The organism is Mycoplasmopsis equigenitalium, assembly GCF_024498255.1.
Taxonomy (GTDB): Bacteria; Bacillota_I; Bacilli_A; order Mycoplasmatales; family Metamycoplasmataceae; genus Mycoplasma_H; species Mycoplasma_H equigenitalium.
In genome coordinates this window covers 540,996-561,777 of sequence record NZ_CP101808.1, presented here as the reverse complement: position 1 = coordinate 561,777, position 20,782 = coordinate 540,996, and the positions used below count along the sequence as shown (strand labels likewise).

Here is a 20,782-nt window from a genome sequence, read left to right as displayed (position 1 = left end):
ATAATAATTTAGTTAAAAAATTATACAACATTATTGCTTTTTTCTTTTATGTTAATAATTCGAATTATTTTTTCAGCTGTGTTGCTTGGATATTTGGTTTTATTTTTTATATTATCAAAAACAATCGCGTCAAAATCCTTAAAGTGATTACGAATGGTATATACGGTATTTTCGTGAATATGATAAAAATTTACATCATTAGAATTGTTGTAATAAGAGCTAAGTGATAAAACAAAATTATTTTGATTTGCCGCAATTTCTTGAGTATGGTACATTATTTCGCTTGGACTAATGTTAAAGTTTCAACTTGAAATTGTGGCGTTTTTATAATTTTTAAGACCAACTAAGGCCTGGTCGAAAATTATATTTTTCTTAAAATTAAGTTTGATAATGATTGTACTAATAACATAACCTAGTAAGTTTTCAAGTAAAAAAGTATAAGAAATTTCTTGTTTGTAAAAACGTTGATTAAGGTAACTCATTACTCTTTTCAAAAGTAAGATGATGTGATATTCGAATTTTTTGGCATCGATGTGTTTTGAATCATCAAATAACTGTTCTATATTGCTATCGATAAAAATCCGCACAACATTATAATCACGAGCAGCTAGTAGTTGATATTTTAAATCGTAAACGTATGTAGATTCTAAAAATGGTCACTGATCAAATGTGATCAAAATTTTCTTTTTCTTATTTTGTTTTTTGTTTATTGATTTGTAAAAAATAAAGTTAGTATTTGCGTATAGAATTTTTTCTGGTAATGGCAAAGTTCTGTCAAAAAGTAGTGGATCTGTTTTTGATATTTTTTGAAACTCATATGACAGTGTATCAAAAAGATAAGTTTCAGATTTTGTTGTTGTGCTGGTTGTAGCAATTAAACAAGTTGATTTATTTTCAGATCAATCAATACTAATGAATGGCTCGCTCTCTAATGCGAATTCGCTTAATAATTTCGTTTTGATTTCGTGTTCTAGGTTTTCTAAATCTTTATTGTAGTAATGTGTTTTAATCAAATTTTTACTTGGATGATAGGCATCAAATTTTTCAACTTGATTATTTTTAATATATATTTTGTTGATAGCAAAGTTATCGGTTGATTCGAAAATTGTTGCTTTTAGTTTTAAATTTTGATCGTATTTACCAAAGATAAATTTACCAGAAGCAAATGTTTTTACCAATAGAAATTTATCTAATTTTCCTAAAATTTTAAATTGTACAAATGAAGAAAATGTTGCTAATTCCTTACGGTGTTTGTTGATTGAAATCTTGTTAATGTTGTAATTTTTAAAATTAATTTTATAAGTATAAAGAGGGTGTAAATTTTCGTTATAAACTCATTTAATTAATTGTTCATTGCTGTTTATTCGTAAAAACTCATCTTTCTTAAATTTGAAATTTTCAGTGGAAATCATTGAATTTATGTTGAAAATGTATTGTTTTATGTCTTTTGAAATAATCGATTCTTCATAATATGCGATGTGTTCATCACTAGTGTCTTCGAGAATGTCGAAAGCAATCACACCGCTTTGAAAATTGTTAGAAATTTCGACATTAATATTTTCAAGTAAGTTATACATAAATAAACTAAAAGTTTCATTTAATTTGTTTTTTACGGTGTAAAAAATGTACTTATCGTTTTTAATCGCAAAAGTTTCAATATTGTTAATTTGTTGTGAAGTAAGATTAATTTCGGTATGTGAATTAAGGCGTCTAACTCATAAATTTTGATATTTTAAATAAGGTTTTAAGAAAACGAAAAAACTACCATCTTTACTTAGTTTGGTAGTAGCATGTTCGTTATTTAAAAATAAACTTATTATTTCAGAACGCATGTTTTCCTCGTGGTTTAAACCATATGGTGCTACCTACAGGATTCGAACCTGTTACCTATTAATTACGAGTTAATTGCTCTGCCTAGTGAGCTAAGGTAGCATAAAATGTCATTACGACATTTTTAAGTTGTTATTGAAGTTTTGTTGTTCTTCATCTTTTTTTGATTCTCCGCTTAAATCATTATTTTGCGAATTTTCAGGATGTTTTTCTTTCTTTTTGTGTTCATAGATGATTTGATAAATCATATATCCGACAATTATAACACAGCCTAATGTTAAGCATACATCTGCAAAATTAAATGTTCCTCGATCTAATCATGGCATGTAAAAGATATCTTTTACCATTCCGTGATAAAGGAAACGGTCGACTAAATTTCCTAAATCACCCGCCGCAACCACTCCTATTGTGAGAATTGTAAACAAATTTCTCATAAATGCGACACCAATCAAAATAGAAATGAAAATAATCAATGAAATTGTTTGAATAAAAGCAATATTTTTGGTTCGCATAAAAGTTACGCCAACGTGACCAACCGAACGAATTCCTATAATTTTAAAGTCTTGAAATTTGCTTGCGTCAACATCATATTCGCCTTGAGTAAATCCATGAAAATCTTTGCTTCCATCTTCGAAAACAAATAGTGTTCGTTTTGTTGCGAAGTCAAGAATAAATAATGCTGTCAACATTGCGAAAAAGTATAAATAATTAAATAAAATTTTTTTTCAATTATTTTTGAAATAATGTTTGGTTTTGATAAAAAACGCCTTTACTTTATCGTTTCATGAGTTAGCAAGGTTGGCCATTTAGACCTCGTATTCTTTAACAACATTTTGGCAACGTTGGCACAAGTTGTTTTTGATTGTTTTTGATGGGAATAGAATTCAACATCTCTCGCATTTAATACCATTATATTTAGTAAGATTGTTAGTTTTGCCAGAATTAATTTCACCAACCATAAGTAAAGTTTTAAGGTCGAGTTTTTCTAAAAATTTTGTGTTGTATGCGCTGGCATTAAAAGTAATTTTTGCTTCATAAGAACGGTTTATTTCTTTGTTTTTAATTGCGTTTTCAATAAGTAAATTAATATCGTTACGTAATTTGAAAAAGTCGTTTCAAGATTCGATAATTTCTTTTTTAGGTTCTGGATATTTACTAAATTTTTCTAAGTGAACAGATTCCTTTTTGTCTTTTTTATCAAAGAACTCATATGCATCGTCGCATGTTGTAGGTAAGATTGGGGAAAGAACTAAAATTAAGAAATTGGTGATGTTGTAAAGATTGTATTTAATCATTAAAAGTTCAGGATCATCTTTTTTGTTAACGTACAAAATATCTTTAGCGATATTTAGATAAAAACTTGAGAGATCTGTTAAATAATTATTAACCTCCTTAACAACTTGAATAAAGCTGTAATTATTGTATGAATTAAAGATTTTTGCTTGAATATCATAGAATTGATTTTCAATAAATTCATGTACACCAGTTGTTTTGATTTTTTTGTGTTTGTAATCGTTGAGATTACCGAGCATAAATTTAATTTTATTGCGAATATTTCTATAAATTTCAACATTTTGCTTCAAAATATTATCAGAAATCGAGATGTCGTTTGAATATTCACTATTGGCAACTCATAATCTTAAGATATCAGCTCCATATTCTTTCACTACATCAAGTGGTGAAACTACGTTGCCTTTTGATTTTGACATTTTTTCACCATTACCATCAAGAGTAAATCCGTGCGAAATCAAATTTTTGTAAGATGGTTTTCCAAGATAAGCTACAGAGTTAATTAATGAACTATTAAATCAACCACGGTATTGGTCACTACCTTCTAAATAGAGGTCATATGGTGCGTTTGCATCGGTAATTTCAACACCTAAAAATGAGACACCACTATCGAATCAAACATCCATAATATCATTTTCTTTAACAAGATTTTTACCACGATATTTTGGCGGTAGAAGAGCATCAGTTTCTAGTTCGTATCAAACATCAGTTCCCTTTTCGGCGATTAGTTTAATAACATAATCAAAAATTTCGTCGTTTAAAACAATGTTGTTTTTCTTATCATAAAAAGCAATAATTGGAACACCTCAAGTTCTTTGGCGACTAATTGTCCAGTCATCACGATTTTTAATCATTAAACTAAGACGTTTTTTACTTCAGCTATTATAAAAAGTAATATCATCAAGCGACTTTAAAATTTTGTCGCGAATCTTATCGATTGAAACAAATCATTGTGGTGTTCCCCGGAAAATAATTGGTTTATGTGTTCTTCAGTCGTGTGGGAATGAGTGAGTAATTTTCGAGCTGTGAATTAATAAATTCATTTTTGTTAATTTATCAAGAATTTTATCATTAGCATCAAGATAAAAAATGTTTCCAAATTCACTTAAGTTTGGATCGATAATTCCATCATCAAGGATGTGCATAATTTGTTTTAAGTTATTCTTTTTACCAACAAGAAAGTCGTCTTCACCAAATAAAGGGGCAATATGCACAAGACCCGAACCTGATTCGAGGGTAACGTGATGTCCGTAAACAACAGGGGCAACGTTTTTGTTTAAAGGTGATTCATATTCAACTCCAATTAATTCTTTTGCTGCAAGGGGTTTGATGATTTTGACGTTTTGTCAATTGAATTTAGCAAACAATTTATCTGCTAATTCTGTTGCTACAATGTATCTTTTTTTATCGTGTTCAACAATTGTATATTGGTCTTTTTGGCTAATTGCAACTCCCGAGTTAGCAATTAAGGTTCATGGCGTGGTTGTTCAAATGATAATTTTGTCATCTTTCTCAACAAATTTGTTTCCTTTTATTACATTAAAAGCAACATAAATTGAAGGTGAGACATGATCTTCATACTCGACTTCTGCTTCCGCTAGCGCTGATTGACTAGTTGGTGATCAATAAACAGGTTTTAGTCCTTTATAAATTAAGCCGTCATTTCACATTTTTTGGAAAAGGCGAATTTGTTTAATTTCATAATTTTTATCAAGTGTTACATAGTGATTTTTTAAATTGGATTGTAATTGGAGTAATTCGAATTGTTTTTTTTGTCGCTCAACTTGTTTGAGGGCGTAGCTAGCAGCTTTTTTGCGTAAAATAAATGGTGAAAAGTCTTTGCTAGTCATTTTCATTTCTGTTAGCATCTTATGTTCGATAGGCAAGCCGTGTGTATCTCAACCTGGAACAAATGGTGAATAAAAACCAGACATTGTTTTGTAACGAACAACAATGTCTTTTAATACTTTGTTAAGCGCATGACCAACATGGATATCACCGTTAGCGTATGGCGGACCATCATGGAGAATGAACTTATTATTATGGTCATTCGAGGCTAAAATCTTTTTGTAAAGATCCATATCCTGTCATTTTTTTCGAAATAGTGGTTCTTTTTGTCCTAAATTGCCACGCATATCGAATTTAGTAAAGGGCATATTTAGTGTTTTTTTGTAATCCATTAATTACCTTTCTGCTCGATAACTTTGTTAATAAAATAATCAAAAAGTGGATGAGAAGTTAATATCGTTGTATTAAATTCAGGGTGGTATTGCACGCCAAAGTAGAATGGGTGATTTTGAAGTTCACAAATCTCACCAAGGTGTTCTTTATCGTAAATTCCGCTGAAAATGAAATTTTCGTCTTGGAGTTTGTCCATTCAGTCTTTTGTGATTTCGTAGCGATGTCTGTGGCGTTCATTAATTTGTGTTGAGTTATAAACTTGGTGCGCAATAGTATTTTTTGTGATTTGGACATCATAACCACCAACACGAAGTGTGCCACCAAGTTTTTTAGGATCAGATGATTTTACAAGATTGAAGACAAGATTTTTGGTTTTCTCATCGAACTCACGGCTATTAGCATCAGCATAACCTTTAGCACGAGCGTGTGCGACAGTCATGGCTTGCATCCCTAAACAAATTCCCAGTGTAGGAACTTGTTTGTGGGCCAAAATGCTAGCAACTTTTACTTTTTCTTCAAAGCCACGTTTACCAAAACCGGGTAAAATTACAACTCCATCATATGCTTTCAAGTCATCTTCGAATGTTTTAAAGTTAATTGATGAAGAATCAATAAATTCAAGGTTGACTTTAGCATGTTTATATGTTGCAGCAATTTTTAGCGCTTCAATAATTGAAAGGTATGCATCGTGTAGTTGTGTGTATTTTCCAACCATTAAAAGTTTTAATTCTTGCTTGTCATTTTTTTCAAATAATTCAACAAAATTCTTTCATTTATCTAGAGAATTTGTTTTTTTTGCATTTTTTAAATCAAAGTGTTCTTGAATTCGTTGGAAGACTTTTTGGCTATTAAGATATAGTGGAATTGAATAAATATTATTCATATCAGGAACATCAATAATATTATTGGTTGCAATAAAACTTGCTTTTGAAATTTTATTTTTAATTTCATCACCAACGAAGTTATCGGCTCTTAAAAATAACATATTTGGATTGATTCCGAGTGAACGTAATTTTGAAACCGAATTTTGTAAAGGTTTAGTTTTGAATTCGTTTGAAACTTTTAAGTATGGCACATAAGTTAAGTGAGCATAAAAAACATCATTTGGCATTTCGATACTTAATTGACTAATCGCATAAATAAATGATTCTGACTCAAAGTCACCAACAGTTCCGCCGATTTCGATAATAACAAAATCATTGTTTTTAGCGATTTCTTTATTTAAAATAATGTTTTTAATTTCGCTTGTAACGTGCGGAATAATTTGCACTGTTTTTCCATCGAAATAACCTTCGCGTTCCTTGCGGAAAATTTCTTGGTAAATCCGTCCAGAAGTCGAGTTACTTAATTTGGTAAGTCGATTACCAATAAAACGTTCATAATGTCCTAAATCTAGATCGCCTTCGTGTCCGTCGTTAGTTACATAAACTTCCCCATGTTCAATTGGTGACATTACACTTGTGTCGATATTAAGATAAGGGTCTAATTTCATATTGAAAATCTTATAACCATGTGATTTTAAAAGATTGCCAATTGATGCTGCTATTACACCTTTTCCGAGTCCGGAAATTACTCCTCCGGTAATAAAAATATACTTTGCCATTTTTCTTCCTTCTTATTTAATATATTAACTATTATATTAAATATAGAATATTTAGTAAAAATAAAAATCGGCAAAAACCGATTTAAATTGTTAATTTTGGATAGATTGTTAAGGCAACGGCATCAGCGCCTGTGTGTGACATAATTAGACTTGAACCAAAATTAGTATCACTAACTTCTAACCCTTCCTCGGCAAGCGTCTTTGATGCTAGTTTGGTAAGTTCTTCATCGATGCCGTAAATTATTTGAACGACATACTCTTTTAATTGTGAAGCTCGTTTTTTGAGATGATCGACAGCGGTTTTGATAATTCCTGTAACTGTTCGTTTGATATTGTCAACTCCTACCTTACCAGTTGCTTCAAATTTGATTAGTGGTAGAAAACGAAGTGCAACCATGATGAATTTTTTTACCCCTCTTAAGCGACCGCCACCAATTAAACGATTTAAGTTTCTTGGGATGATGTAGGTTACTGTTTGTGAGTTAAATTCAGTTAGTTTAGTTTTGACTAGTTCCATATCACCAGTTTGTTCATATAACTCTTGGGCAAATCTTCCCATTCGTACATATTGCTCACCAACAAAAGCGTTATCAACGCTGTGGAAGTTGGGATATTTTTTTCCAAACTGAGTAACGGTATTAAAAGTTGCTGACAATTGTGAAGATAGTCCTAAATATAATACTTGTTCGTAACTTTCACAATATTCTTTTAATTTCGCTTTGATTAAATCAAGATTAGGCATCGATGTTTTCACGACAGAGTCTGCTTTGATTAAGTTGCCTAATTCACGATTTGATTTTGTAATTCCATCAATATATAAGTTGCCATCTATTTCTACTTGTAAAGGTAAAAATCCCATTTTTAATGCTGCCATTTCGTCAGCAGTTTTACAAGCGAAAGAGTTCTAATATAATTCCTAGTTTCTTCATAGTATGATAAATTATACTCTATCTGTATTTTTTCAATTACAAAGAATAAAAACACACTATTCTTGTTTTAGTGTGTAAGCAATATTTAGGTCGTTTGTTAGCTTTTCACCAAGATTGGTAGGAATTTTTTCGTAAATTAAACTGACATCGTTGGCCTGACTTAATTTACTGATATCGAGTAATGTCGCATATTTTTTAGGCGAAAGATCATGAATATATTCTTCTTTTACAATTACAAGCTTCGATTTTGCGTGTTTGAATAAATCAACGTATTTTTCCTTATAATCGCAAAATACAAAGCCTTTATATTTGTTAGATTTATAAATTTTTTGATTGTTATGATTGAATGAAATATTCAATATTAAGTACTTGTAATTGCTTTCAACATTAAGGAGTTCATCATTAATCATATAATCATCAATCACAATATAATTGTGAGTATAATCAGATTTACTTAGCAAATCAAGTACAACACGTTGGCAGATATTTGTTCAAATTTTCGATAAATATTGTAGTTTATAATTTTTTGCTTTAGGGCTTATTTGTAACAAATTACCAATTGTTGTTTTTTTATTAAAGCCAGTTATTTTGGATTCGAAAATTTCAACTAATTCACTAAGGTTTTTGTTATTTGATAGGTCTGAATATTGAAGTTTTGTATCAACAAAAATGTCAGTAAAAAGATCTTCTTTAAATACTGCAAGTAAAGCATTGATGTCATTGTTGTAATCAGTGATATCGTAGTATTTTGCATAAATATTACTGTTTGTTGTAAAGTGAATATTTATTTTAAATAAATCCAAATTATGTTTGTTAAAACGCTCAATCTTTCTTAAAAGTTGTTTGTGTTTTTTGCAAGCAATAATTAAGTAAAATAAATTAGCATCCTCGTAAAAAAATAAAGAGTCTTTGCTTTTAATTTTTTCAATAAACTCTTCTTTAAATAGAATTGAGTTTTGCCCTAATTCATTACGAAAATTAAGAGGAATAATCGCTAAATTTCGGTATTCTTTTAAGTTGTTAAAAACGTATTTTTTCAACGGAAAGTCAACGTTTTTGTTGAAATTTCACGAAATTGTGAAAAACATTTCATTGTTTTCGTTGACGGGAAAAATGTTGATTGAGTACATTGTGTTTTCGACAACAAAATTCGTTGTTTGTATACTTGTGTGCGCTTCCTTAATTAGAAATGTTTCGCGCAAACGAACATTGTTTGCAACTGACAAATGTTTTAGCAGTGCGCTTAGATTATATCATTCGTAATTTGCAAAGCCTCTTAGGAACCCTTTAGTGGGGCGGTCGCGGCGAAAGTTTCTTCATCCAACACGTTTAAATCGGTTGTTTTCTGAATCGTATAAAAATTGCATTTCACCAAGTGATTTAAAACGTATGTTTTTTTGGTGTAAAGAGAGTCAAAGAACAATTGTAATCGCTTGAACAAGGGTAATAACAATAATGGCAATAATTAAAGCACTTTTAATATTATTCATCATTTCCTCGCTTTAAAACTTGAAATGACATGTGTGATTTCATTAGTGTTTTTTTACCAAATTTTTTGTTATTAAATTTAACATCAATAGTGTCATTATTAACATCAACTACAACACCTTCACCAAACGTTGAATGTGAAATGATATCGTTAACATAAACTTCGCGATTTTCTAAAACAACTTCAATTTCTTGGGTAATATCTTCTGCAGGTATTAAGTTATGTGGAAGTAATGAATTAACTTTAATTCCCATTTCTTTTAAGAATTTTGATGGACGTTTGGGACGATTTGAGTTGTAGTATGTGCCCCGGCTATCTGAAAGGAAAAGTCGTTTTTTTGCTCTGGTAATTGCAACATAAGCAAGTCGTCTTTCTTCCTCCATTTTTTCTTTAGCAGTACTAAATGTATCAGTTTCACTACTTTTACGTGAAGGGAAAATTTCATCAGATAATCCTACAATAAATACGTTGTCGAATTGTAAACCTTTAGCAGCATGGATAGTCATTAGTGACACATAATTATTAACTGAATTTTCATCATTTGAACTTGAAAGTAATGAAATACTTTCTAAGTAATCGGCAACGTTCTTGTCCGCGTTATTTTTTTCTCATTCTTCGATTGATTCTAACAATTCGCGAATGTTATCCATGGCCGAACCCCTTAAGTTTGAAACACCACTAATTTGTTGGTAGTAGCCAATCTCTTGTAAGAATTTATCAAGTACAACAGAAATTCGGTTGGTTTTTAGCGCCTCTCTATAAAACTGAATCGAACGAATAAGCTTGGCCAAATTACGACGTGCTGATTTTGTTCGAACAGGGAAACCTGCGTCATTGATATGTTCAATTACGCAGTCGTAAACATTTTTTTTCTTAATGTTGGCATAATCAAGAATTTTTAATTGGGTTTGTGTTCCTAGTTCACGAGGTGGTACATTAATAATTCGATTAAATGAGATGTTGTTTCCATCATATATTGCTCTTAAAAAGGCAAGTGCATCTTTAACCTCTTTTCGTTCAAAGAACCGTTCCCCACCAAAAATTTTGTGGTTAATATTTTCTTTGATCAGCGCTTCTTCAAATGGGCGTGAATAGTAATTTGAACGGTAAAAAATAGCAATTGATTTTAGTTGATTTTTGGCTTTTTTTAGTTCATTAATCTTTTTAATTACTCAAAGGGCTTCGGCCTGAGGGCTAAAAGCATGGAAAAATTCAGGTTCATCTCCCTCTGGGTTTTCGGTTACAAGCTCCTTATCTAGACGGTTTTTATTATGCTTGATCAAACTATTTGCCTTGGCAAGAATCCGTTTAGTTGATCGGTAGTTTTGGTTAAGAGTAACGGTTTTTGTATCTTTGAATTCTTTATCAAAGTTAAGCATTAAATCAACTTTGGCGCCCCGTCAACTATAAATTGTTTGGTCAGGGTCACCAACGATAGTGATTTTCGCGTTTTCAGCAATTACTTTGATAATGTCATATTGGACTTCGTTAGTATCTTGGAACTCATCAACAAGGACATAATCAAAACGATGTGCTCATTTATCACGAATCTCTGGTTTGGTTTCGAATAAGAACTTTGTGGTTAATAGTAAATCGTGAAAATCAAGTGCATTGTTTGCTAAAAGTGTTTTTTGATATTCTTCAAAAATACTTACTTTCATTACTTCAGTTACATTATGTTTGTTTTTTTCTACATAATCGTTTAAGTCGATATTCTTGATTTTGGTAATGTGAATAAAATCCGACATATCCGAGTAAGGAATCACATTATCATTAATTTCAAGTCGGTCATAAATTCTTTTTAAAATATCTCGTAAATCTTTTTTGTCAACAATATGAAAATCTTTTTTTCGACCAATTTTGTCAATGTCAATTCGTAAAATTCGCGCACAAAGAGCATGAAATGTTGTCGCAAAAACTTCAACATCATCTGAAAGGTAGCTGCTAATTCTAGTTTTCATTTCATTAGCAGCGCGGTTTGTAAAGGTAATGGCCAAAATTCGGTTGGGACTTACACCAATAACTTTAATTAAATAAGCAACTTTTCGAGTTAAAACTTTTGTTTTTCCACTACCGGCACTTGCGATAATTCGTAAAGGTCCTTTATCATAAAGGACCGAAGCAAGTTGCTGCGGATTAAGATCTTCAGTTAATTTCTTTTCAATATTTGTAATTTCGTTCATTTATTCCTTTCAGTTTAGTTGTTCGTGTGTAATTTTAAGTGGTAATAAGATGTATTGATCATCTTGTGCTGTAACTTGCTTGTTGTAGACAACGCGCTGATCGCTTAAAAAGTCGATAATACTTCTTCGTTTCGCTCTAACTAAAATAACAACATAATTTAAAAACATAAGCAAGAATCAAAAAGTCATAATAGCCGAAATGATGTAAACAATGATATTGACAAACAAAGGTAATTTTTTCAAATCCATTTTGCCATTATGATCCATTAAGTTGTGATACGGAAGCATGACACAACAAGTAATAATAAGAATCAAGCACCATAAAAACGAGGTGAAGATGTTGCGTTTTAAAATGCTTTTATTTTTTTTCTCACTTAGAAAACGAATTCTTGTTACAATCATTCCCAGATTACCAAAGTTTGTGATTAATGGTAAACACAAATAGTTAAAAATCAATAAGAAAAGTGTAAAACAAAGCAAAAGACCAAAACCAACTCAAGGGTTTGCAAATAAATTGAAAACGTAGTAAGCAGCTGTTTCAAAACCGAAAAAAAATCCAAGGTTAATAATATCGCTTAAAAACCGGATTCAAAAACTTGCATTCTGGTACTTATTCATGTAAAACTTTTAATATTTTCTTTCATTCGTTTTGTGGTATTTTATTTTTCATGAGTTCATTCTCAATAAGACCTAAACTCATATATTTGTTTTTGAATCCAAAATTGCTAAATTCGTTATCAAACAATTTGCTAATAAATTTGTCTGTTTTTTCAAGGTTTAGTTTAGAAAAACGGTTTGATTTTGTATTGATGCCAAGTAAATTTCAAAATGTAACACCTGATAAAAGCCCAGGTGTTAAAATACACGAATAGTAAAAGCGAGCATATTTTAATTCATGATTGAGGCGAATTTCTTTAAGAAGTAAGTATTTTTCAAGGTCTTCTCATACACTTTTAAATGTATTTGGTGTAATTACAAAATCTTTGTCAACGATTTCACGTAATACGCGATAATCGTTGTATTTGTAACTTTTAGCATTGAATAATAAGTAATATAAAAGTTCAATACTAAATTTTGAGTTGTTGTCAAGTTTTTCTTTAATATTCAAAACTTTTTGAACTAATTCATTTTTAAACAACTTGTTAAAAATAAATGGAAAAGCAAGTGCAACATAAATGGGGTTGCTACTATCGAAAGTAACTTTCTCATCTAGTCGAGCGCTTGGTTTTCAACGAACATCACCAATTAAACGTGGTTTGTATTCAATGATATCAGTGTTGTATTTGTTAATATCATCGATAAAAACTTGTGTTGTATATGGACGAATCACTGAATTAGGAAAAACAAATGAGATGTATTCACCTTTAGCTATTCTTAATCCACAAAGCATCAAGTATTCCATACTCAAATCTTTGTAGTTGCTAATAATTGTTGTTTTGTCCTTTAATTCTTTTGGGATATTGTCAAGTTGGTTAAGTAATTTATCACTAACTTTTTGAATTATCAAAATCAACTCAAAATCATCATTATTTTGATTAGCAATAGCTTTTAAATAATCACTGATGTTTGTAATTTTCGTATTTACGACTCCAATAATTGATAACTTCATATTCACCTACATTCTTAAATTATTTACTGTACGAGGATAAGGGATTGAGTCGCGAATATTTTCAGTGTCAGTACAATACATTACTAAACGTTCAAACCCAATTCCAAATCCACTTGATCCAGCATCGCCAAATCTTCTTAAATCTAGATATCATTGAATTTCTTTTTGCGAAATTCCCACTTCTTTGATTCGTTTAAGAAGTTTGTCATACCTAATTTCCCGCTGGCTTCCACCGACAAGTTCGCCAATTCCGGGAACCAGTAAATCAAATGCGGCCACTGTTTTTTTATCATCGTTTTGGTACATATAAAATGCTTTGATATCTTTTGGGTAATCAATGATTGCAACAGGGGCTTTAGCTCATTTTTCACATAAAAAGCGTTCGTGCTCGGTCGCTAAGTCTGTACCAAATTTGATATCTTGATTTTCGAATTCTTTTTTGTGTTTCACAAGGATTTCAATGGCATCTTTATATTCAAGAGTTTTCAAGCCAAAATCAAGAAATTTGTTGAGTTTTTCAAATAAAGTGTTATTACTTCTTTGATTTAAAAACTCAAATTCAAATGGTAATTCTTTAATTGTTTTATTGATAACGTTTTTTAATAAATCATCAGCTAAAGTAATGATGCCACGAAGGTCACAAAAGGCAACTTCGGGTTCAATCATTCAAAATTCAGCAAGGTGTTTTTTAGTGTTTGAATTTTCTGCACGGAATGTTGGTGCAAATGTATAAACTTTGTTAAAACCAATTGCATATGATTCAGCGTGCAACTGACCTGTCACTCCTAGTGTTGCTTTATTGTTACCGAAAAAGTTTTTTTCTTTGTCACTTGTAACATTAAAGGTTTCGCCCGCGCCCTCGCCATCGTTTGATGTAATGATTGGTGAATGAACATTAAAAAATCCTTTTTCTGCAAAGTAACCGTGGATATTTTGGGCTAGTTTTGAACGAATTAACATTACAGCGCGCAAGTATTTTGTTCGGTGACGAACGTGAGGTACTTCACGCAATGTATCTAAATTCATTTGTTGTTTTTGAATTGGATAGTCATTTTCCGAAACAGCTAAGAGTTCTAGTTTTTTAACACTTAACTCAAGTGCTTGTGCTGCGCTTGGTGTGTGTTTAATAGTTCCAGAAACACGAATTGCACTTCCAATAAAAAGCTTTTCTACCTTGTCAAAATCAGCATCTGAACTCTTAATTACAAGTTGTAAATTTTTAATTGTACTGCCATCATTAAGTTCAATAAATGCTATCTTTTTATTTCCTCTTACTGTTTCTACTCAGCCACAAATCTCAATTTCCTTATGATCGTAGAGTTGTGGATTTTTGAAAAATTCTATTATCATTGCACTCCTTACGTATTTAGTATTTATGTATATAATTCATTTATAATTATATAAAATATTAAGTTAGTAGGTGACTAAAATGTATAAAAAAATCAAATTAAGCGACAAAATCATTGAAAAAGCAATAAATAGTGAATTGCGTAGACAAACACAAAATATTGAATTAATTGCCTCGGAAAACTATGTTAGCGAAGATGTTTTAAAGGCAACGGGATCAATTTTAACTAATAAATATGGAGAAGGATATCCTAAAAAAAGATATTATGGTGGATGTCAAAATGTTGATGTTGTTGAACAAGCAGCAATTGATCGTTTAAAGGAGCTTTTTGGTGTTAAATTTGCAAATGTACAATCTTATTCTGGTTCAGTAGCAAACGCTGCTGCGCTTGCTGCATTAATGCCAAAAGGAGGCAAAATTCTTGGTTTAAGTTTAGCGTCTGGTGGGCACTTAACACATGGTTATAAAATTTCATTTAGTGGTATTTTTTACGATGCTTACACATATGAAGTAGACGAGAATGGTTTTTTAGATTATGAAGCAATTAAAAAAATCGCATTAGAAGTTAAACCAAATGTGATTATTTGTGGCTATAGTGCATATTCAAGAACAATTGATTTTAAGAAATTTAGAGAAATTGCTGATGCGTGTGGGGCAAAATTAATGGCCGATATTGCCCACATTGCAGGTTTAATAGCAGCAGGCTGTCACCCTAGTCCAGTTGGTTATGCTGACGTTATAACTTCAACAACCCATAAAACTTTAAGGGGAACTAGAGGAGCAGTTATTATGACTAACGACTCAGAACTAGCAAAAAAAATTGACCGCTGAGTTTTCCCCGGATATCAAGGTGGCCCATTATTTCATGCGATTGCGGGCAAAGCGGTAGCATTTAAGGAAGCATTAAATCCAGGTTTTAAAGAGTATGCCAAACAAATTATTTTAAATTCACGAGCTTTTGCTAGAAAATTCACTGAATTAGGAGTTAAAGTAATTACTGGTGGTACTGATAATCATCTATTTATTATTGATGTTGTGAAGTCATATAACTTAACTGGTAAAGAAGCGGAAAAATGACTTGATCGAATTAAAATTACTGCTAATAAAAACACAATCCCCTTTGATCCGCTTTCACCAACTGTTACAAGTGGTTTAAGATTCGGAACGGCGGCTATGACTTCGCGTGACTTTAAAGAAAAAGATTTTGAAGAATTGGCCTTGATTATCGACTCGTGTCTTCGTGATCAATCGGATCACAACTTCCGAATTTTAAAAGAAAAAGTTAAAGCGATGACAGAGGCTCATCCAATTAAAAAACAATATTTTGAATAAAAAAAAGTGCCAAAGATGCACTTTTTATTTTTTCTTAATCTTAATTTTTTTGGTTTCAAAATTGATTATCATCTTACCACCAAGTGGTAAAGTAACCATTGGGTCGGTGTGTCCAATATCAAAATTACTTACAATTGGTAATTTGAATTCTTTAAGAATTTGTAATTGTTCGTAGGCATAGATATTACCATATGGACGACCATGAACAATTGCTTTTGCTTTGGAGATATATGGTGCCAAACGCTTGATCATTTTCTCATAAATAATTGGTTTTGTGTTGGTTTCTGCAGTTTCTAAAAAGACAATTGAGTCTTTAAAAAAAGTAGGTTTTGGCAGTAATTCTTGTTCAAGTAATTGGTCAAGAGTTTCAACACAACCGCCTAAAATAGTTCCTTCAATTACTGGATTATTTTTAGAAATTCATGTGTAACCAGGGTTTTCTTGATACTTGCGTGGTTTTAAGTTGTTTTCAGGAACTATTCAGTCTAGAAATTCACTAGTTCATTCTTTTGAGGCTTCAATATCAACTTGCGCATCACTAAATAACAATGCTTCAAAATATTTTTTTGTGTATGGGTTCATTCCACCATTTTCGGCAAATGTTGCTAACACACTTGGACCATAATAAGATTGAATACCATGTTTTAAAAATAAGTAATGCACAGAAGTTGAATCAGAAAATCCAACAAAGAATTTAGGATTATTTTCTAAAACTTCTTTATCGATGTAGGCTCAAATTTTGTAAGCATCAAATCCACCAATATTACTAAAAATAGCTTTAACATTGTCATCTTTAAGAGCCTTCATCAAATCTTCTGCACGTAATTCGGGGTGACTCGCAACAAAGTCAATACCTTTTAGTGAATAACGACCTTCAAAAATATTAAGTTTTAAAACATCACGAATGTATGCTTTACCTTGCTCATAACGATGCTTAAACTTATTTTCACCAGCCATTCCGCTTGAGAGAGAAATTAGGGCAACAGTGTCGCCCGGTTTAAGTTTTTTAGGTATTTTAAATTCCATAAATCTCCTAACGAGTTGATATATCTAACAATTTTAAACCAGTTTCTAGTATGGTTTTAAAACTTTTATAAATGTACATTTTATTTAGATTAATTTGCTTTTCTTGGTTATTAAGTAGCGTATTTGCTAAATTACATATTTTAATTAAATACTGTGGTAAAAGTTGAATTTTGTAGGTTTTTGCAATTGTTTTGATTATGTTTTTAAAGTTTGATAATTCAATAATTAAATCAATTTCTGGTTTTGTGTATTGGTCTTCTATATCAATTTTTAGTGATTTATTGTTGCTAATAAATTCATTTACTTTTTTGTAAGTATTTTTCAAAATAAATACTGGATTATTTTCATCTAATTTTGTTGCTAAATCCAAATCTAAATCCATTTTTGTATTAGCATCACGAGCAGCAAGGTTGTATCTTAAAGCATCAACGGAAACATTTTCTAGCAGTTCACGTATGGTTAGACTTGTGCCACTACGTTTTGACATTTTAAATTCACTACCATCTTTAATTAAACGTACAAGTTGAATTAAAACAACGTGGAAATTATCGGTATCAAACTCGTTCATTGTTAATGAATTTTTAATTCGTGCGATATAACCCGAGTGATCGGCGCCCCAAACATTTATTAATTTTTTGGCACGTTTCGCCTTATCTAAGTGATAAGCGATGTCTGATAAAAAATATGTATAAGAACCATCGCTTTTAACTAGAACACGATCCTTATCATCACCAAAATCAGATGTTTTTAAAAAGGTTGCGCCATCTTGGGTGTAAATATATTTTTCTAAAGTCTTAAGACTTTTTAATACTAATTTTCGCTCAAATAGCGATTTTTCGCTTGAAAAAACTTCAAAGGTAATTCGCATCTTTTTCAAGTCTTTTTTAGCCTCTTGCATAAATCAATCAACTGCAAGTTTCTTAAATTCTTCTTTTTTGTTTTCGAAGTCGGTTAGGAAATAATCTTTGTATGTACGTTTAAGATATTTGGCAAAGTCAATAATATCTTGACCCCGGTAGGAATCTTCGGGTAACTCCGCTTCGATTTTAAATAAATTTTGATATCTTACAAAAGCGCTATCAGCTAAAATGTTAATTTGGTTACCAGCATCATTAATGTAGTATTCGTTTGTTACCATATAACCAGCATATCTTAAGATGTTGCTTAATACGCTACCAACAACAGCATTTCTTGCATGGCCTGCATGTAAGTATCCAGTGGGGTTAACAGATACGAATTCGTTATTGATTTTTACTGGCATTACTTGTCTTGAACCATAATTGTTTTGACTAGATAAAAATGTGATGAAGTCAAGATAAATGTTGTTTTTGAATTTAATATTAATAAACCCGGGTGTGGTAACAGAAATTTTGATAATTTCTGGCCGAGTTTGTAAGTGGTGTAGTAATTTATTTGCTAATTCACTTGGGCTTATATTATATTTTTTTGCAATTATTATTGCTAAATTTGCTGACAAATCAAATTCGATTTTTTCTGGGTTTTGTTCTTGTGGTATTCGTGGTTCAGAAATCATGAAATTGCAGCCTTTGATATTAAAGGTGCTATCAATTTTACGCATTGCATTTTCTAATAACTTGGTTAATAATTCATGGATATTCATACCGACCTCTTCATTAACATACTATTATATATAATAACCATTTTCGATTTATTAAAATATTTTTTATAAAAATTTTTATAACACGCTAGCTTGTGTTATAATGTGGTTGATGTGTTATTTATACATTTAAATAATATGCTTGGTAGCGATAGCAGCATAGTCGCTTAAGAGTTTCTTGCGAGATGTAATTCTCATTTCATATGCTAATAGATTTCATCGCCTTGCGAGGGATGAAAAAAGAGCCAGCAACGCTGGCTTTTATTTATTTAATTTTTCGTTAATTGCAGCAATCGTTTCTTTATTGCCAAAAACACGAAATGTTGTGTTAATTTTGTTGTTTTTTGCAAAACGATCAATGATGGCAATTTGTAAATCGCGATCAATTTTCTTAAAGATATTAAGATATTCTTTGACTGATTCACCTTCATTTAATTCGTAGGTGAAATCTGCGTAAGCAAGAGGATCTTTGTTATATTCTTGAAAACTGTGTTTGCTGCTAAAGTCAAGTTTGATTAGTTCGACAAAAATTGAATTTGTTGGATCGTATTTAGGATTAATTTTTGCAATTCACCCAACTAGTTCATTGTTCTTAAAAATTTTTGCTCCAACATTGGTATGAATGTAGTTAAAATCACTTCATTTTTCAAGATTAAAATCTCCGATTAGGTTTTTGATAATTTGCTTCATTTCATTAAATGATTTTTGATTTGAGCTGAAAATTAAACTTTGCTTATTTTTATTAATTGAACCGATTTCGAAAAAGTTTAAAATAGCCGCTTTACGTTTGTAGTTGTAATTTATTACTTCAAGTAATGAAACGAGTTGCGAGTTACGAATGTATTTGTGATTTTCTGAAACATATGTTTGAAGTGAAATGGTATTTTTAAAATCGAAAGGATCAAACAACGCTTCTTCTTTACTTCGTAGTGTAAAAGTTAAAATTTCGTTAAAACTATTAGCAACCATCATATCTTTAATTACATTTGGTTGTTTTACTTCGGTGTAGATTTTGTTAATTTTGATTTTTTCAAAATTATCATAATCGTAAAATCTAAAAATTTCTTCAATTATATCTTCGAAATTTTTGATATCGTAGCGATTTTGAGGAACCACAACAAAGTTTTTTTGAAATTTAAAGCCAAGAATTTTTAGGCGATTTTTAATATCTTTAAAAGCCTCAGATTTAACAAAATCAAAGTTAGCATAGCGGTTAAGTTTTTCATTATCAATTTTAATAATCGTTTCTTCAGATTCCAGTTTTGCGATATCAATGGCATTGATGTTGTTTTTAAGTTTTGAAATAAGTAAATTTATAAGACCAGGTGCAACCTTTTTAATTGTAATCTGCGAATTAAAATTTGAAATTTTTGCTGATTTTAGGTTTTTTCTTGCATCTGTAATTGAAGGAATTGCAACAAGAAGTGCTGAATTATTTTCAATGTTATTTAGATTATTTGCTCCCAAGACAATTTTGTTTTTGCTCGAAACTAGCGAAAGAACGTCATTCTTTTTTTCAAGCCTAAAGTTATGATCGTTGTTAACAAAGGTGATTGGCAGACCAAAAAGAATTGATAAGTAATTAAAGTAATTTTCGGTGTTGTTTTTAAGTTCGAAGTCGTGTTTTAATAAAAGTAATTCATCTTGAATGTTTAAGGCTGGAATATTGCTTAATCTAATAGCTACAAGGTTTTCGATATCCTTTTTATTTGCTAAATCAATAATTTTTTCTGTTGGTAGATCTGATGATATTTTTTGGGAAACGAGGTTATTTTTGTAGTTAAAATACGCACTAAGCTCCGCTGCCATTATTGTGTACGAGTTGGCGTCATTACGGTTTGCTAAAATTGAAACGTCGATAAAATAGTCGTCTAAATTTAAAGTCTTGATTGGATCGTTTTTAATGTCCGTTTCTAGTGTAAAAATTCGATTTTTGTAGTTACCGATTAAATCTTTATTAAAACCAATTTCCTCAAGTGAACAAAACATTCCTTGCGATAAAATTCCTTTGATTTCGGTTGGTTTGATAATTAAGTTTCCAGCATATCCTTCATCCACAATTGCGAGGTAATTTTTTCCCACTTGAACACTAGAATCGTTAGTTTGAATAATTCTGATTTTGTCATTGAATTTTACTTTGCAAACATTTAATTTGTCGGCGTTTGGATTTTTGGAAATTTCAAGTATTTGTCCAAATTTTAAGTTCTTAATTTTAATTGGTTCAATAATTTCTTCAACTTCAAATCCGATCTTATTTATTGCGTTTGCAATTTGTGTTGCTGTTAGTTCGTTATGGTTTAACAAAGTTTTTAATTTATTAACAGAAAACTTCATAATTCCTCCT

Annotated in this window: 13 protein-coding genes, 1 tRNA gene and 1 pseudogene; 1 reads left to right on the top strand and 14 read right to left on the bottom strand. The window is 30.8% G+C overall.

The genetic code is table 4. The features are described 5' to 3' along the window. Window positions 1-20: 20 nt before the first annotated feature. The 11 genes and pseudogenes from NPA09_RS02525 to asnS form a co-directional block, all read right to left on the bottom strand. The gene (locus tag NPA09_RS02525) at window positions 21-1,832 is read right to left on the bottom strand and encodes a hypothetical protein (RefSeq protein ID WP_129723160.1); all 1,812 of its coding nucleotides are present in this window, start codon (window positions 1,830-1,832) and stop codon (window positions 21-23) included. A 24-nt stretch (window positions 1,833-1,856) separates the two neighbouring features. Continuing rightward, window positions 1,857-1,932: transfer RNA gene (locus tag NPA09_RS02520), tRNA-Thr, on the bottom strand. An 11-nt stretch (window positions 1,933-1,943) separates the two neighbouring features. Then, on the bottom strand, window positions 1,944-2,636 hold the full coding sequence (locus NPA09_RS02515; RefSeq protein ID WP_129723162.1) for a signal peptidase II: 693 nt from the start codon (window positions 2,634-2,636) through the stop codon (window positions 1,944-1,946). Continuing rightward, complete coding sequence (gene ileS / locus NPA09_RS02510) at window positions 2,637-5,300, bottom strand: isoleucine--tRNA ligase (RefSeq protein ID WP_129723164.1); 2,664 nt, start codon at window positions 5,298-5,300, stop codon at window positions 2,637-2,639. Further along, complete coding sequence (locus NPA09_RS02505) at window positions 5,300-6,904, bottom strand: CTP synthase (protein ID WP_129723166.1); 1,605 nt, start codon at window positions 6,902-6,904, stop codon at window positions 5,300-5,302. The genes ileS and NPA09_RS02505 overlap by 1 nt, the downstream gene beginning before the upstream one ends. Before the next feature lie 82 nt (window positions 6,905-6,986). Continuing rightward, window positions 6,987-7,793, bottom strand: a pseudogene (locus NPA09_RS02500) (DegV family protein); the annotation flags it as partial. A gap of 96 nt (window positions 7,794-7,889) precedes the next feature. Further along, window positions 7,890-9,323, bottom strand: coding sequence for an MHO_4530 family protein (locus tag NPA09_RS02495; protein ID WP_129723170.1), 1,434 nt, complete (start codon window positions 9,321-9,323; stop codon window positions 7,890-7,892). Beyond that, complete coding sequence (locus NPA09_RS02490) at window positions 9,316-11,505, bottom strand: ATP-dependent helicase (protein WP_129723172.1); 2,190 nt, start codon at window positions 11,503-11,505, stop codon at window positions 9,316-9,318. The genes NPA09_RS02495 and NPA09_RS02490 overlap by 8 nt, the downstream gene beginning before the upstream one ends. Continuing rightward, window positions 11,506-12,123 (bottom strand): RDD family protein, encoded by a 618-nt coding sequence (locus NPA09_RS02485; RefSeq protein WP_129723174.1) that lies wholly within the window; start codon window positions 12,121-12,123, stop codon window positions 11,506-11,508. Continuing rightward, window positions 12,116-13,114, bottom strand: coding sequence for a glycosyltransferase (locus NPA09_RS02480; protein ID WP_129723176.1), 999 nt, complete (start codon window positions 13,112-13,114; stop codon window positions 12,116-12,118). The genes NPA09_RS02485 and NPA09_RS02480 overlap by 8 nt, the downstream gene beginning before the upstream one ends. A 6-nt stretch (window positions 13,115-13,120) precedes the next feature. Further along, window positions 13,121-14,464 carry an asparagine--tRNA ligase gene (gene asnS, locus NPA09_RS02475; protein ID WP_129723178.1) on the bottom strand — a complete coding sequence of 448 codons (1,344 nt, stop codon included), beginning with the start codon at window positions 14,462-14,464 and terminating at the stop codon, window positions 13,121-13,123. A gap of 79 nt (window positions 14,465-14,543) precedes the next feature. On the opposite strand from asnS, the gene glyA reads away from it, so the two are divergent. Then, on the top strand, window positions 14,544-15,794 hold the full coding sequence (gene glyA / locus NPA09_RS02470; RefSeq protein WP_129723180.1) for a serine hydroxymethyltransferase: 1,251 nt from the start codon (window positions 14,544-14,546) through the stop codon (window positions 15,792-15,794). 24 nt (window positions 15,795-15,818) lie between these two features. On the opposite strand, the gene NPA09_RS02465 is transcribed toward glyA, so the two are convergent. From NPA09_RS02465 to NPA09_RS02455, 3 genes are all read right to left on the bottom strand, one after another. Beyond that, the gene (locus tag NPA09_RS02465) at window positions 15,819-16,820 is read right to left on the bottom strand and encodes a S66 family peptidase (protein ID WP_129723182.1); all 1,002 of its coding nucleotides are present in this window, start codon (window positions 16,818-16,820) and stop codon (window positions 15,819-15,821) included. A 7-nt stretch (window positions 16,821-16,827) separates the two neighbouring features. After that, window positions 16,828-18,441 (bottom strand): arginine--tRNA ligase, encoded by a 1,614-nt coding sequence (gene argS / locus NPA09_RS02460; protein WP_129723184.1) that lies wholly within the window; start codon window positions 18,439-18,441, stop codon window positions 16,828-16,830. Between the two features lie 258 nt (window positions 18,442-18,699). Beyond that, window positions 18,700-20,772, bottom strand: a complete 2,073-nt coding sequence (locus NPA09_RS02455; RefSeq protein ID WP_129723186.1) for a phenylalanine--tRNA ligase subunit beta — start codon at window positions 20,770-20,772, stop codon at window positions 18,700-18,702. Between the last annotated feature and the right edge of the window lie 10 nt (window positions 20,773-20,782).